The organism is Rossellomorea sp. DUT-2, from assembly GCF_052665285.1.
The window spans coordinates 145431-160216 of record NZ_JBQPEO010000001.1; the positions used below are offsets into that span (position 1 = coordinate 145431).

Consider the following 14786-nt stretch of genomic DNA (forward strand, 5'->3'; position numbering starts at 1 on the left):
ACAATCCGCCAAAATGAAACGTATAGAAAGAGTAAACAGATAAAAAAGGATGGTGGTTCAGTGTGAACCATGAAAGAGAAGAACTCGATTCCTGGAAGCGTAAGTTCAGTAGAAAATCTTCCATCTTTAAGCGGGTTTCGAAGCAGGCTCAAACAAAAGTGAATCAATGGATCCCTGAGAAAGCACATAGCGTAGTAACGGAAAGTATCAAGAAGATGATAGAAGTAACGTTAAAGGGAAGCGAGTGGGTACCCCTACAGCAGGTCTCCGTGAAGTCTTCACTGAAGGGAAGAGAAGCGCTGATGAAGGAACGAATGGAATTTTACCGGAAAGCGGCAACGATTGAAGGGGCAGGAACAGGTGCAGGTGGAATCTTTCTCGGCCTGGCAGATTTTCCTTTGCTCCTATCAATCAAAATGAAATTTCTGAGCGAATGCTCTGCCATTCATGGCTATGATACAAAACAATATGAGGAACGAATGTTTCTGCTATATGTCTTTCAACTCGCATTCTCCAGTGATTCTCATAAAAAACATGTCCTCGGCATCATCGAAAACTGGGATGTGGAAAAAGAAAAACTGAAAGAATTGGACTGGAGAACTTTCCAGCAGGAGTATCGGGATTACATTGATTTCGTTAAATTGTTTCAACTCATTCCCGGGGTAGGGGCTGTGGTAGGAGCCTATGCAAACTATCAACTTCTTGATCAATTGGGGGAAGTGGCAAAATATGCTTATCGGATTCGGTACTTTCATGATATAGAATAGTAGTGAGGGAAGGTCGACGTGATGGTCGATCTTTTTTTATGAGGATAATTGGTAGGCTTTACGGGAAGCAAACGCTTTTTTTTATTTCCTCTGAATATTCAGGTATAGTTAGAAAGTACGTTATCATTATAGTAGTGAGGTGTGAAATAGATGAACAAGCGCAAGAAAGGTTTGAAAGTGTTAGGACTGATTCTATTCTCATTCTTCTTCTTTTTAGCAGGGGTGTTTCACTTTATTGAAGCTCAAGGATTCGCCAAAATGATCCCTGAATTTATTCCTCTAAGGGAAGAAATCGTGTATATTACGGGAATGATCGAGTTTATATTGGCTGTACTCCTGCTCATTCCAAAGACTCGTGAAAAAGCGGGGGTCATCACGGCAATTTATTTAGTTCTCATCTTTCCTGCCAATATTTATGCCGCCATTAAAGGAATTCCAGCTCCAGGGAATGAAGAAGCGAATGTTGTGCTGCTTTGGGTGAGATTATTATTTCAACCTCTATTGATCTGGTGGGTCTTGGTGGTAAGTAAGATCGAAAAAAATCATCGTTTTTATTAGGCTCTTTTCGCAAAGATTGTTGTTTTCTAACATAGAATCTGCTAGGGCTCTGTCAACCAGGTTTATGCTGGATGGTGAGGGGAACTGCTCCGCTTTCCGCGGACGTTCGGCCGAGCCTCCTCAGCTTCCGCTTCCGGGGTCTCGGCACGTCCGTACTTCCGCAGGAGTCTGCGCAGTTCCCCTCACCATCTTAAACAGTATTTTCATGACAGAGCTTCAAGGTGTGCAAGAAAACAATGTAACTAAAAAAAATAATCCTTCTTCCTTTAAGGATACATGCTTAGAAAGTTGATTGGAGCGGAAGGATGCTCGACTCCTGCGGGAATAGCTGGACAGGTGAGACCCCGGAGGCGCAGCCGAGGAGGCTCACCGCCAGCCCCGCGGAAAGCGAGCATCCTGGAGCGGAAATCAACTATTACTTTCTCCTCTACAATAGCAACAAACTTTACGAATAGAGCCTTTTATTAAGAGTAAAGGATCAGGCCATTATAGCGCCTGATCCTTTTTTTGACTTACTTTGTAAGCGTCTCCGTGACAGAATGCCTTTGTTGATATTGAATGGCAGCAGATGCCAGTGATTTAGCGGCAATCAGAAGAGCCTTTTCGTTAATATCAAACTTGGGATGATGGTGGGGGAAGGCAACTTCAACATTATCCGGCTTGGCACCTGTAAAAAAGAAGGTACCCTTTACATGTTCTAAGTAATGGGAGAAATCTTCCCCGCCCATTTGCATTTCAATTTCTTCCACTCTATGAACTTCATCGACTGTATCCACACTTTGAATCAACAGATCCGTTTCCTCTTCGTGATTCACGACAGCAGGATATCCGCGTTCATACACATATTCATACTCACAACGGGCTGAAAGGCATGCACCTTTCAGGATCTGTTCGATTTCTTCTTCGATAAAGTCTCTGACCTCAGGATTGAATGTACGGACTGTTCCAATCAGTTTAGCGGAATCGGCAATAACATTAAATGCGTTATCTGCCATAAATGAACCGATTGTTACGACGGCAGGGTCAATTGGATTCACTCTTCTGCTGACAATTTGTTGAAGCTCGGAAACGACCTGAGCCCCGATCACGATGGAATCCTTCGTTTTATGAGGCTGTGCCCCGTGACCGCCGGATCCCTTGATGACGATTTCAAATCTATCAGCAGCAGCCATGATGGGACCTGTTCGATATAGAATTTTTCCGAGAGGCTCACTTGACCATAAATGAGTTCCGAAAATAACATCCACTCCATCCAGGCAGCCCGCTTCAATCATGGGTTTCGCTCCGCCTGGTGCATATTCTTCCGCATGCTGATGAATCAGAACTATAGTGCCGGATAGCACATCGCGCATTTCATGCAGGGTTTTACCCAATACTAATAGTGTTGCTGTATGACCGTCATGGCCGCATGCATGCATGACACCTGGAACGGTGGAGCGATATTCCACATCCTTTTCATCCTGGATGGGGAGGGCGTCAAAGTCTGCACGAAGTGCCACCGTTTTACCTGGGAGGGCTCCCTTGATTCTTGCTACCACCCCATTGCCACCGACTTGTTCCTGGACGGGAACCCCGATTTTATTGTAGTAATCAGCAATGTATGCAGCTGTGTTTTTCTCTTGGAAGGATAATTCAGGATGTTGATGGAGGAATCTTCTGATCTCAACCATTTCTATCCAACGTTCTTCTAATTTCTGATATAATTCATTCAGCAAGTGCACAACCTCCTATTATTTGATGAATATTACGAATATTATAACACTAAATATTGAGAGGGAAGTAATCAGAGTGAAATTCAAGGAGGATCAAGATGAAGAAGTTTCAATACATAACGGCCATCATTTCATTTGTACTGTTTATGACCATCGCGCATTTTGTTTTTTATAAGATGGAAATTTTAGGTGAGGATTATCTCTTGTCGAACATGAGCAAGCTTCACTTTATCGAATTGTTTTCCGTAATCGGTACTGAATTAGTGATTGGGATCGCAACCATCGCCCTTATTTTATATCTTTGGTGGGCCAAGAAGGACTTTATTGGAATCATTACCGTTGTGGTCCTGGTAGCGGGAAGTAACGTCCTGAATAAAGCAATCAAAGGTTTGATGGAAAGAGAAAGGCCTCCATTTCCACATGGTGAGGAAGGGTTCAGTTTTCCAAGCGGCCATGCCATGGTGGGGCTTGTCTTCTTACTGGTCATTGCATACTTCATTAGTAGAGAGATCTCTTCTACCGGAATGAAAGTGACCCTCTTTATCCTGGCCATCATCCTTTCCCTCCTGACAGGCATCAGCAGAATAGTGGAACAGGCTCACTATCCATCAGACGTTGCAGCCGGATACCTACTGGGATACTCCTATTTTGTCCTGTGTATCTTTCTTTATGAAAAGCGGCCCAAACAGGAAAGATAGAGGGACGGACCTAAACCAAGGTCCGTCCCTCACTATATTTAAATCAAAAACATCGCTACAATCGTGGTGGCTACTAATCCTATGACGACAGGAAGCATGTTACGCCGTGCGAGATCGAATGGATCAACTCCACAGATGGCGGCTGCCGGGATGAGGGCCCAAGGGACAAGAGTTCCACCGCCGACCCAAATGGCTGCGACTTGCCCAAGGGCGGTTAAGGTTGCAACTCCAGACCCAATGCTATCTGCGAATAGATTGGCTACGGAACCGGCTAAAGAGATTCCGGAAAAGCCGGATCCGTCAAGGCCCGTAATCGCTCCAACGGTCGTAAGGGTGATCGCCCCGACTGCTGTAGAGAGTGGAACGACGGCAGCAAGAGATGCCCCTAGGTCATTGACGATTCCTTGAGAGGTTGAAGGAAGGAAGTCACCGATAATCGTTTGAAACCCTGAATCTCCCAAGTAAAAGAAAGCGGCGATCGGAATTACGGGACCAAACACTTTAAATCCAAATTGAAACCCGTCAATCATGAAACTCGTCGTTTTCTCCAATCCCTTTCCTTTATAGGCAGCCAACGAAATCAAGAGAAGAATGATGATGGATGTTCCACCGATCAGTGCGGTTGCATCTCCCCCTTGAAGATCAAATAGAAACATAGCGGTAATATCCAGGATAAATAAAATAGGGATAAGAATGGCAATTGTTCGTTTCCATAGTAAAGATAACAGGTTAGGTGACTCCTCCTGATCCTGTCCGATGGACGAAAGGGAGCTCGAATCCACCGAGAGGATTCCTTTTTTCATATCTCGTTTAAGAAATAGAAAAGCGGTGACAGTTGTGACAACACCCATCACAATAATAAGGGGGATACTTGCAGAAATAACATCTGATACAGGAATCCCTGCTGCGTCCGCGGTTAACTTCGGAGCTGCCTGAATGACAAAATCACCGGAAAGGGCGATACCGTGACCGAATAAGTTCATGGCCATGGCAATTCCAAGAGCCGGTAATCCGACTCGTAAGGCAACAGGTACTAACACGGCACCGAGGAGAGCTACTGCAGGCGACGGCCAGAAGAACCAAGATATAAACATCATCACAAGACCGATTGTCCAGTAAGCAAGGGCCGGTGTCCGGATAAACTTCGTAAATGGCCGTATCATGACATCATTAATACCGGTAATAGTCAGTCCTTTACTCATTGCTACGATGATGGAAATCACGAGAATGGTAGATAGGAGTTCGGTGATGGCGAATATAAAGCTGTTAAAAATACTACTAATCGATCCGCTTAACGACCCTGTTGCCACCAGGGCAATGCTGAAGATTCCCAGGATACATACGATCGTGGTGTCTTTCCGGAAAATCATGAATAGGATGATGAACCCTATGAAAGCTAAATAAATCCAATGAAGAGCCGTTAAATCAATCCCCATTAGAAAAAACCTCCTCTAAATCATTCCTCAAACTTTAGGCATCTGCCCTGATCTGTACTATAGATTATGAAAATGGAGAAAAGGTGTGATGCAGGTTGGGAACATTTTTTCCGTCTCGAGACCGAGGCAGAATCATGCCGATGCTCCTCAATAAACGGGAGAAAGCCATTTATAATGAATGTAGTAACAGGAATTTATTCATTTATAGCGAAACTAATAGTAGATGTGAAGGTGGTGTTGGTATGAGGTATAAGGGAAGAAAACAATGGTTTTTCTCGTTCCTGTTGATGGCGATAGGATTGTTGTTATTACTATTGAATATTGGTGTCATTTCCTTGGAAATAACGCAGATATTTGTCAATATTATTCCAATTTTGTTGTTGCTCCTTGGCTTGAAGTGGACGGTAGACAGTTTTTTGAAGGAAAGCTTTGGGAAATTACTGTTTGGACTATTCGGTATGGTGTTAGGGGGACTCATTATTCTCGATAGGTACGATGTAATGAATTTCGACTATGGAAGCTGGTGGAAACTATGGCCACTCTTTATTATCGCAATCGCCATTCATCGGCTTATCAGAAATAAACCGATCAGAGTAAGTATAAGCAACGAATACCCATTTGAGAAAACATCCCAAATAGGCTTTGAGAATGAGAGAGATAAAATCCCTCCAAAGAAAAATAAGATGAACAGAGGATTTATCGTCGGAGATATTCGATTTTCCGAGCCAAACTGGCCCCTTGAAAATATGAAGCTTTACAATGCCATTGGAGATTATTATTTTGACTTCAGTAAAGCCTTTATTCCTGAAGGGGAAACACCTATTGAAATCAAAGGCTGGATCGGCGATGTGAAAATGATCATACCGGAAAACGTACCTGTGGAAATCACCTTGAAGGTACAAGTCGGGGATATTAAATTATTTGACCAAAAATCAGCAGATATTCGTTCCGAGCTTTATTACCGTTCGCCGGAGTACGAACAGGCAAGTAGGAAAATAAAGCTGGCTGTTGACGTGAAAATCGGTTCGATTCGTATAAACCGGGTGTAACGTAAGTAAAAGGAGGGGAGAATTTGAACAAATCCTCAAACATTCGCAACTGGATTTTTAAAAGCTTTTTCATGATGTCCACCATGGCTGTCCTGCTTTTCTTTATATCGCTTCAGGTCTATTTGTACTTCTCTGAAGGTCCAAGTATTTCTCTTGAACTATCGATTTATTTGACTATGTGGTTAGCCATCATACTTCTATTATTGAGTATTTATTTTGGATTTCGTACGGGGTATACATTCAAGGGGAGAATCGATGATATTTCTACATTCGTTACCTTGTTAAGAAGCGGGAAGTTTTCTGCAAGGGTGGATCGCTATGAACATGATGAGCTTGGAATATTATCTGATGAATTAAATCAACTTGCTGTGTTCATTCAAGAGCAGGTCAAGTCACTACAGAGATTAGCTGATGAGAAATCCGAGCTTGCCGATCAAGCTCATCAGGCAGCTGTCATGGAAGAGCGGCAAAGACTTGCGCGGGATCTTCATGATTCAGTCAGTCAGCAATTATTCGCGTTGAATATGCTTTCTTCTGCTGCGCAAAAAAGCATCAACACAGATCCAGAAAGGGTTGGTGCGATTGTAACACAAGTGGCTGAAATTGCAGGGAAAGCGCAAGGGGAGATGAGGGCTCTTCTTCTTCATTTACGACCGATTGATTTAAAAGGTGAAAGTCTTTGTGAAGCGTTAACCATTTTAATTAGAGAATTAAAGGAAAAAACGCAGATTGAAATCGAAGCAAGCCTCGATGGGATTGAGAATCTTTCAAAAGGAACCGAAACCCATATGTTCAGGATTATTCAGGAGAGCCTTTCCAATATCCTGCGTCACTCAGAGGCAACGAAAGTGAAGATTGTGACGGAGAAAAAGGACGGTTATGTCACTCTGTACATAAGTGACAATGGAAGAGGTTTTAACCTGAGAGAGAACAAGATGACATCGTACGGACTTCAGACGATGAGAGAGCGTGCCGAGGAAATCGGGGGATTGTTTCAAATTCGTTCTAAAGAGAAGGAAGGAACGTATATTGACCTGAGGATTCCGGTCTAAACCAAAGGGGGAAAACAGGTGGATAAGGTGAAGGTGATGATAGTAGATGATCACGAAATGGTTCGATTAGGAATGAAAACCTATTTGCTGACAGAGGATCGGATTGAATTCCTTGGGGAAGCGAAAAGCGGTAACGAAGCGGCTCAGCTTGCGAAGCTGTATATGCCTGATGTGATTCTGATGGATTTATTAATGGAGAACGGGAATGGAATCGAGGCAACTAAGAAAATCCTAACCTTTCATCCCCACTGTAAAATTATCATTCTCACAAGCTATTATGATGATGAAAAAGTGTTTCCAGCCATAGAAGCAGGAGCTCATAGTTATTTGTTGAAAACGGCAAGTGCCGAAGAAGTGACATCGGCTGTTTATAAAGCGATGAAGGGGGAATCCGTCATTGCCTCAAAAGTGGCGGATAAAATGATGAACCGATTCCGACCTCAGGTAAGAAAACCACATGAAGAGCTGACTGCGAGAGAACTGGATGTATTGAAATGCCTGGGAGAAGGGATGACGAATCAGGAAATTTCCGAAGAGCTTTTCATAGGGGTAAAGACCGTTAAGACCCATGTAAGTAATATCCTGAGTAAGCTCGGAGTCGCGGATCGGACGCAGGCAGCGATCTATGCGAATCGGAATGGGATATTATACAGTAAGAATATGAAAGAATAGGCAGTACAACAGTTAACGCAAAGGGGCTTAGTCAAAGGGAATGGAATCACTCTCCTTGACTAAGCCCCTTTTGCGTGAACAGAAAAGTTACTTAGAAAGTAACAGGTCTACTAAAATTGAATCGTGAAAAGAGTATGGATTCTGTTGAAGAGATGGTGGCGAATTCATGATGTAGATTAGCCAGTGATAGTCCGTGAACAATTTCAGCTGAAAATAAAGAACCATCATAGGAATACGTTTCAAAGCATGCTGTGGCATCAAAAGGAACAGTCACATCATAACCTAAGTTCTGAGCCATGCGAACCGTAGTGGATACACAGTGATTCGTCGTGAAGCCCATCACTACAAGGGATGTGAACTTTTCCCTTTTTAAATATAGATCCAGGTCCGTATCGATAAAGGCGCTATTGACGTGCTTAATAATTTGCTTTTCGTTTCGTGAAGGACGGAATTCGTCTATAAAATCGAACCCTGAGCAGCTTGAATGCAGTTGTGATTCCATATCATTGGAAGAATGCTGTACGTGGACGACCGGCCATGCCTTTTCTCTCCATGCGCGAAGAAGCTGATAAGCGTTTTCTTCCATAGCAGGATTATTCCGCTTTCCCCATGAAGGATGACTAAATGCCTTTTGAAAGTCAATCAGAAGCAAACACGTTTGACTCATCGGTACTCAACTCCTTTCATAAAGGGTGTTGTGCAAATAAATTCAAGGTAAATATCTATGACCAATACGATAAAGTATACTGTTAATAATTTGTAATTATGTATGTACACTTTAAGTGTAATTGTTAAGTTTGAGGGACCGGAGAGTAGCTGGCATTCAGGAAAATAAAAAGCTGCCTCAAAATCCGGCAGCTCGTGTGTCACTCTTCACCTGTTACATGATATTCACTTACATAGGAAGCGCGGGGGAAGATATCTTTCTTATTATCAATTCCCTCTTCCGTTCCGCGCTTTTCATGTGCTTTCTGGTATTGCTTGGATTCCTGCCAACCTATGAAGCTTTTCTCATCTTCCCATTGAGTCATAATCACATATGTATCCGTGTCTAATGGGCGAAGAACCCGGATAGCCGTAAAGCCCGGAACTTCTTCAATCAATCCTGCACGGTTTTTAAAACGGTATTCAAATAGTGGGCGACCTTCATCCGTAACAGGAATGTTATTGAAAACCACATATCCTTTATTATTAAGCTCCCCTGATTGATCGACAGTTTCATATTTGCGGGGGGATTCAAAGACACTTTCACCATTTGTCTCATGAAGCAGCATGGCATCTTTCCCCTGCATTAAGATCATTTTTTCATCTGTATGCCGATTCATTAATTTTTGCAGAAATTCGTGGGTTCCCGTTGTTATATACACCTTCATCCAAATCACCTCAATTAATTAGTTACCTCTATTATACTCTTCCCTAATCCTTTTCTCTTGTAACATGTTTTCTGGATATTTTTTCATCCACCTTGAAAATCGGCAAATTTATGACATTTTCCCTTGATAACTATACAACTCTCTTTAAAACGTCTATAGTTTAAAAGGGTTACAATTCGTACGGTCTTATTTTAAAATAGTACAATTTCAGAATCTAATTGAATTAGTATACAATGGGAATAATGGAGTTACATAGAAAGGTGGACGAACAAAGGTATGAAACAAATGAATGATACATTTTTACGAGCAGCAAGGGGAGAGAAGACGGACTATACTCCGGTTTGGTATATGAGACAAGCTGGGCGTTCACAACCTGAATACCGCAAAATCAAAGAAAAGTATTCTCTGTTTGAAATTACACACCAACCTGAGCTTTGCGCATATGTGACAAGGCTGCCGGTGGAACAATATGATGTGGATGCAGCGATTCTTTATAAAGACATTATGTCACCACTTCCTTCCATAGGAGTGGATGTAGAAATCAAATCTGGAATCGGCCCTGTGATCGATAACCCGATTCGTACGACAGCGGATGTAGAGAAGCTGGGAGAAATCGACCCCGAAAATGATGTTCCTTACGTATTAGATACCATTAAATTATTGACTGGGGAGCAATTGTCCGTGCCGTTGATCGGTTTTGCCGGTGCACCTTTTACAATGGCAAGCTACATGATTGAAGGCGGTCCTTCGAAAAACTATAATAAAACAAAAGCATTCATGTATGCAGAACCCCAAGCATGGTTTGCATTAATGGATAAACTTGCCGCTATGACAGTGACGTATGCGAAAGCTCAAATCAAAGCAGGAGCTTCTGCTTTCCAAATTTTCGACTCATGGGTCGGGGCATTGAATATACAAGATTATCGTACTTACATTAAGCCGGTCATGGAGAAGATCTTTACAGAATTGAAGGAAGAGAACGTACCATTGATTATGTTTGGTGTAGGAGCAAGCCACTTAGCGAATGAATGGCATGACCTCCCTCTTGATGTAGTTGGATTAGACTGGCGCCTGCCGATTAAAGAAGCAAGAGAAAGAGGCATTTCCAAAACAGTAATGGGGAATCTGGATCCTGCGATTCTTTTAGCTCCTTGGGAGGTTATTGAAGACAGAGCCAAAGCGATCCTTGATCAAGGAATGGAGCTTCCAGCTCACATCTTTAACTTAGGACATGGGGTATTCCCGCAAGTTAATCCGGACACATTAAAGCGTCTGGCAGCTTTCGTACATGAATACAGTGCCAGGTAGAGCACATTCATACGTGTGTAACCATGGATTCACATGAAGAAACATGGCACAATAATGGAATGTATGATACTGATAATGAGGTGAAATGGTATGACAAAGAAAAGAATGGGCCTATTGGTGATGGCCTATGGAACTCCATATAAAGAAGAAGATTTGGAACGTTACTATACGCATATCCGACACGGAAGAGCACCTTCAGCTGAACTGCTGGAAGACCTCCGTGGACGGTATGAAGCGATTGGTGGGATTTCTCCACTGGCAAAAATCACCCTGGATCAAGCGAAGAGTCTTGAAGAACATTTAAACAGCATTCAAGATGATATTGAGTTTAAAATGTATCTTGGGCTGAAGCATATCGAACCTTTCGTGGAAGACGCTGTTGAACAGATGCATAAAGACGACATTCAAGAAGCCGTTTCGATTGTACTGGCCCCTCATTTCTCAACGTTCAGTGTTAAATCCTACAACGGACGTGCGAAGGAAGCGGCAGATAAGCTGGGTGGACCACACATTACATCCGTTGAGAGCTGGTATGATGAACCTAAATTCATTCAGTATTGGGCCGATAGAGTAAAAGAAACCTATGCAAGCATGTCAGATGAGGAACGCAGCCATGCCGTCCTGATCGTATCCGCTCATAGTCTGCCGGAACGTATCCTGCAGTCAGGCGATCCGTATCCAATGCAATTAGAGGAAACAGCGAAGATGATTGCAGAGGCCGCAGGCGTGAAGGAATATGCAGTAGGCTGGCAAAGTGAAGGGAACACTCCTGATCCCTGGTTAGGTCCTGACGTTCAGGATTTAACCCGTGACCTATTTAAAGAAAAAGGGTACAAGACATTCGTCTATACTCCGGTAGGTTTCGTATCCGATCATCTAGAAGTGCTATATGACAATGATTACGAATGTAGAGTGGTAACAGATGATATTGGAGCTTCGTACTATCGTCCGGAAATGCCGAATGCCAAACCTGAATTCATCGATGCAATGGCAGATGTCGTGTTAAAACACCTTAAATAATCTCTCGTTTTTGGCTGAAACAAAGGAAGGACTGAGGCATATGAGTTTACACTCACCGCTTTAGTCCTTCTCTATTGTTCCATAAGATATATTGTTAAAGAAGGCGATGAACGTGTTGGAACAACAAAATAAAAGAGTCGTAATCATAGGTGGAGGGATCACCGGATTAACGACAGCGTACTACCTGCAACAGGAAATAAAGGATAAAAACCTTCCGATCGAAGTGAAGCTAGTGGAAGCCACCCATCGGCTGGGTGGAAAAGTGCAAACCTTGAAAAGGGACGGGTATGTGATCGAAAAGGGACCGGACTCATGCTTAGCCAGCAAACCAGAAGTCTCCCGCTTAGCGGAACGACTCGGAATCGAAGGAACGCTCATTCGAAACCGTAAAGGCACATCCTATGTGATAGCGGGCGGTGAGCTGTATCCGATACCCGGGGGATCCATCGTAGGTATTCCAACTCAAATCGCCCCATTCATTACGACCAGTTTGTTTTCATTGACCGGAAAGATGAGGGCTGCCGCTGATTTCGTGCTTCCCCGCTCACAGGAAACAGAAGATCAGTCACTGGGGAAATTCTTTCGAAGAAGAATGGGGGATGAAGTGGTCGACCATTTGATCGAACCCCTCTTAACCGGAATTTTTGCCGGTGATATCGATCAATTAAGCTTAATGTCAACTTTTCCGCAACTCTATGAATTAGAACAAAAACATCGTAGTTTAATCGCAGGAATCAAAAAGAGCGGTCAATCTGAAAATTCAAATGAAAAAGGGAACTTCCTGACATTTACAGGAGGGCTTCAATCGCTCATCGATGCCATGGAAGCAGAACTGGACCCGAATACGGTATACAAGAGCATGAAAGTAACCAGCATAGAAAAAGAAGACAGCAATGTTTACACGATTACCTTCACAAACGGTGAACAGTTGGAAGCCGACAGCGTAATCGTCACCACACCTCATCATGTAGTACAATCCATGTTTCCCTCGTATCCTTTCTTAACCTTTTTAAAAGAAATGCCGGCTACATCCGTGGCAACCGTAGCAATGGGATTCTCGCAGGATGCCATCAAAAAAGACATCGCAGGTACGGAATTCCTTGTATCAAGAAACAGTGACTATTCCTTGACGGCGGGAACCTGGACCCATAAAAAATGGCCACATACAGCCCCGGAAGGAAAGGCATTATTGCGATGTTACCTGGGGAAATCCGGTGACGAAACCATCGTCGATTTATCTGATGATGAAATTGAGCAGATTGTTCTTGAAGATCTGAGCAAAGTCCTAGATATAGAGGGTGCACCTGACTTTACAATCGTGTCCCGTTATAAGAACTCCATGCCTCAATATACAGTTGGCCACAGGGAACGGATCCAGGACATGTATGATCAGGCTGAAGCAAGTCTACCTGGATTATTTATCGCCGGGAGCTCTTATGAAGGAGTAAGTATTCCTGATTGTATCGTACAGGGGGAAACGACTGTATCGAAAGTGATGGAGTATCTGAAATAGGATACGTGAGACCGCCAGGGTTGGCGGTCTTTTTTGAATTTAATAGGGTTGGGGAACTAATGGGAAGCTAGGCGGATTTCCTTCCAGTTGTACAAACAGAAAGACACCTCCTGCAGACAACAGGAGGTGTACCCCTCACTTCACAACCCGATACCTGGAATGCTGCAGCATCCAGTTCTGAGGAAATGCTGATCCCAGAACCCAGTAGCTTAAGCCTCGCAGTCTATACTCATCCACCGTTTTCTGTTTGGCCAGCATACTTCTGGCGTCTTCAAACCAGACTTCATGCTTTTGGCCGGTTTCATCCCAATAGGTGAAATAAGGGGATTGATAAACGTCGTTGTATTGAATCCTTACACCATATTTGCTTGCGAGATCAAGTGCTCCTTGAGGGGAGACCGTTTTGGCGAAGGTTCCGTCGATCCATGGAACTTTCCAATCTCTACCGTAAAGGGGGACGCCCATCATGATTTTGTTTCTCGGGATGACGGTAACGGCATAATCAAGTACTTTCTTCACTTCATTAATCGGGGCAATCGCCCATGGCTTGCCGCCTGCCCATCCCCATTCGTATGTCATGATGACAACAAAGTCGACAATTTCTCCGTGAGCTTTATAGTCATGTGCTTCATATAAAAGTCCTTTTTGATCAGTTTTAATTTTAGGAGCAAGGGCCGTCGACACAGAGTATCCTTTAGGTTTTAGTGCTGCAACGGTGCTTCTTAAGAAAGTATTATAATTTTCCCGGTCTTCGGGATAGACATATTCGAAATCAAAATTTACCCCTTTATAGCCTTTCATCTCCATTTTCTTTACGATAGATGAGATTAAGGTGTTTTGCAGAGATTCACTTCTTAGGATGGTGGCAACAAGATCAGAGTCGAATTTCCCTCCTGTGAAATTCGTGAGAACCAGTAGAGGGTCGACGTTTTGGTTGTATGAGGCTGAAATAAGAGCACTATCATTTAACTCAGTGACCGAACCGTCTTTTGTAATGGAATACGTAAAGGGAGTCAAGTAGGTGAAATAGCTGCCCAAACCGTTGACTTCCGCTACACCTTTACTATCTGTACGGGTATTGTAGGCATTTACTTCCGTGGTGAGTTTCGTGTTTGGAATCCGGATTTGCTGGTTTGGATAGATGAGAGAAGGATTCGCAATGGAATTGGCATTTAATATTTCCTGTAGCGGGACTTTATAGTTATAGGAAATGGTATAGAGAGATTCCCCTGACTTTACTTTATGAATAAAGGAAGGCATAACGATCAATTGACCGACGAATAACATGGCAGGGTCAGAAATCTGATTGAAATCAATCAGTTCTTTAAAACTTATATTGTACTTTTGGCTAATGCTATACAAAGTGTCTCCTGCTTGCACGATATATTCTTTTAAGGATTCCGGAATGAGAAGACTTTGTCCAATCACGAGAATATTGGGGTTTTTCAATTGATTTCCGTATGAAATTTGATTGACGTCGACACCATATCTTTGTGCGATCGACCAAAGAGAATCCCCGCTTTTGACAACATAAATATTCATAAGACACCTCCAAACAAACCTTATCTATATAGCCTATTCAGAAGGGCTTATTCTATATGAAGGATGAATGATATACTATAAGAAAA

The 14786-nt window shown here is 43.0% G+C and carries 14 protein-coding genes; 9 read left to right on the forward strand and 5 right to left on the reverse strand.

Going from position 1 to position 14786, the window contains the following annotated elements; translation table 11 throughout:
• Positions 1 to 62 precede the first annotated feature (62 nt).
• Positions 63 to 767 (forward strand): EcsC family protein, encoded by a 705-nt coding sequence (locus ACOSV2_RS00815; protein ID WP_428973572.1) that lies wholly within the window; start codon positions 63 to 65, stop codon positions 765 to 767.
• Between the two features lie 150 nt (positions 768 to 917).
• Entirely contained in the window at positions 918 to 1325 is a 408-nt protein-coding gene (locus ACOSV2_RS00820; protein WP_428973573.1) for a DoxX family protein, read from the forward strand.
• Between the two features lie 512 nt (positions 1326 to 1837).
• Here the strand turns inward: ACOSV2_RS00820 and ACOSV2_RS00825 are convergent.
• A complete protein-coding gene (locus tag ACOSV2_RS00825; RefSeq protein WP_428973574.1) occupies positions 1838 to 3040 on the reverse strand; it encodes a M20 family metallopeptidase in 1203 nt (400 codons plus the stop codon).
• 95 nt (positions 3041 to 3135) lie between these two features.
• Between ACOSV2_RS00825 and ACOSV2_RS00830 the strand changes: the two genes are divergently transcribed.
• Positions 3136 to 3735 (forward strand): phosphatase PAP2 family protein, encoded by a 600-nt coding sequence (locus tag ACOSV2_RS00830; RefSeq protein ID WP_428973575.1) that lies wholly within the window; start codon positions 3136 to 3138, stop codon positions 3733 to 3735.
• A 38-nt stretch (positions 3736 to 3773) separates the two neighbouring features.
• Here the strand turns inward: ACOSV2_RS00830 and ACOSV2_RS00835 are convergent, their stop codons facing one another.
• The gene (locus tag ACOSV2_RS00835) at positions 3774 to 5171 is read right to left on the reverse strand and encodes a hypothetical protein (protein WP_428973576.1); all 1398 of its coding nucleotides are present in this window, start codon (positions 5169 to 5171) and stop codon (positions 3774 to 3776) included.
• Between the two features lie 242 nt (positions 5172 to 5413).
• Between ACOSV2_RS00835 and liaF the strand changes: the two genes are divergently transcribed.
• The 3 genes from liaF to ACOSV2_RS00850 are packed head-to-tail and all read left to right on the forward strand — an operon-like array spanning position 5414 to position 7944.
• Positions 5414 to 6220: a cell wall-active antibiotics response protein LiaF gene (liaF, locus tag ACOSV2_RS00840; RefSeq protein WP_428973577.1), complete on the forward strand. Its 807-nt coding sequence runs from the start codon at positions 5414 to 5416 to the stop codon at positions 6218 to 6220.
• Positions 6221 to 6243: 23 nt separating this feature from the next.
• Positions 6244 to 7272, forward strand: coding sequence for a sensor histidine kinase (locus tag ACOSV2_RS00845; RefSeq protein ID WP_428973578.1), 1029 nt, complete (start codon positions 6244 to 6246; stop codon positions 7270 to 7272).
• An 18-nt stretch (positions 7273 to 7290) separates the two neighbouring features.
• Positions 7291 to 7944: a response regulator gene (locus ACOSV2_RS00850; RefSeq protein ID WP_428973579.1), complete on the forward strand. Its 654-nt coding sequence runs from the start codon at positions 7291 to 7293 to the stop codon at positions 7942 to 7944.
• Between the two features lie 91 nt (positions 7945 to 8035).
• Here ACOSV2_RS00850 and ACOSV2_RS00855 read toward each other — a convergent pair whose 3' ends face one another.
• A complete protein-coding gene (locus ACOSV2_RS00855; RefSeq protein ID WP_428973580.1) occupies positions 8036 to 8611 on the reverse strand; it encodes a cysteine hydrolase family protein in 576 nt (191 codons plus the stop codon).
• 199 nt (positions 8612 to 8810) lie between these two features.
• Positions 8811 to 9317 (reverse strand): antibiotic biosynthesis monooxygenase family protein, encoded by a 507-nt coding sequence (locus ACOSV2_RS00860; protein ID WP_113971537.1) that lies wholly within the window; start codon positions 9315 to 9317, stop codon positions 8811 to 8813.
• A 276-nt stretch (positions 9318 to 9593) separates the two neighbouring features.
• Between ACOSV2_RS00860 and hemE the strand changes: the two genes are divergently transcribed.
• From hemE to hemY, 3 genes are all read left to right on the forward strand, one after another.
• The gene (gene hemE / locus ACOSV2_RS00865) at positions 9594 to 10625 is read left to right on the forward strand and encodes a uroporphyrinogen decarboxylase (RefSeq protein WP_428973581.1); all 1032 of its coding nucleotides are present in this window, start codon (positions 9594 to 9596) and stop codon (positions 10623 to 10625) included.
• 90 nt (positions 10626 to 10715) lie between these two features.
• Positions 10716 to 11645 (forward strand): ferrochelatase, encoded by a 930-nt coding sequence (gene hemH / locus ACOSV2_RS00870; RefSeq protein ID WP_428973582.1) that lies wholly within the window; start codon positions 10716 to 10718, stop codon positions 11643 to 11645.
• Positions 11646 to 11760: 115 nt separating this feature from the next.
• On the forward strand, positions 11761 to 13158 hold the full coding sequence (gene hemY / locus ACOSV2_RS00875) for a protoporphyrinogen oxidase (protein ID WP_428974261.1): 1398 nt from the start codon (positions 11761 to 11763) through the stop codon (positions 13156 to 13158).
• A 135-nt stretch (positions 13159 to 13293) separates the two neighbouring features.
• Here the strand turns inward: hemY and ACOSV2_RS00880 are convergent, their stop codons facing one another.
• Positions 13294 to 14700: a glycoside hydrolase family 18 protein gene (locus tag ACOSV2_RS00880; RefSeq protein WP_428973583.1), complete on the reverse strand. Its 1407-nt coding sequence runs from the start codon at positions 14698 to 14700 to the stop codon at positions 13294 to 13296.
• Positions 14701 to 14786 lie beyond the last annotated feature (86 nt).

Bases quoted from the DNA above. Each gene is read 5' to 3' on its own strand.
- ACOSV2_RS00820 (WP_428973573.1), top strand. From the start codon at position 918: ATGAACAAGCGCAAGAAAGGTTTGAAAGTGTTAGGACTGATTCTATTC.
- ACOSV2_RS00830 (WP_428973575.1), top strand. From the start codon at position 3,136: ATGAAGAAGTTTCAATACATAACGGCCATCATTTCATTTGTACTGTTT.
- ACOSV2_RS00835 (WP_428973576.1), bottom strand. From the start codon at position 5,171: ATGGGGATTGATTTAACGGCTCTTCATTGGATTTATTTAGCTTTCATA.
- liaF (WP_428973577.1), top strand. From the start codon at position 5,414: ATGAGGTATAAGGGAAGAAAACAATGGTTTTTCTCGTTCCTGTTGATG.
- ACOSV2_RS00855 (WP_428973580.1), bottom strand. From the start codon at position 8,611: ATGAGTCAAACGTGTTTGCTTCTGATTGACTTTCAAAAGGCATTTAGT.
- ACOSV2_RS00860 (WP_113971537.1), bottom strand. From the start codon at position 9,317: ATGAAGGTGTATATAACAACGGGAACCCACGAATTTCTGCAAAAATTA.
- hemE (WP_428973581.1), top strand. From the start codon at position 9,594: ATGAAACAAATGAATGATACATTTTTACGAGCAGCAAGGGGAGAGAAG.
- hemH (WP_428973582.1), top strand. From the start codon at position 10,716: ATGACAAAGAAAAGAATGGGCCTATTGGTGATGGCCTATGGAACTCCA.
- ACOSV2_RS00880 (WP_428973583.1), bottom strand. From the start codon at position 14,700: ATGAATATTTATGTTGTCAAAAGCGGGGATTCTCTTTGGTCGATCGCA.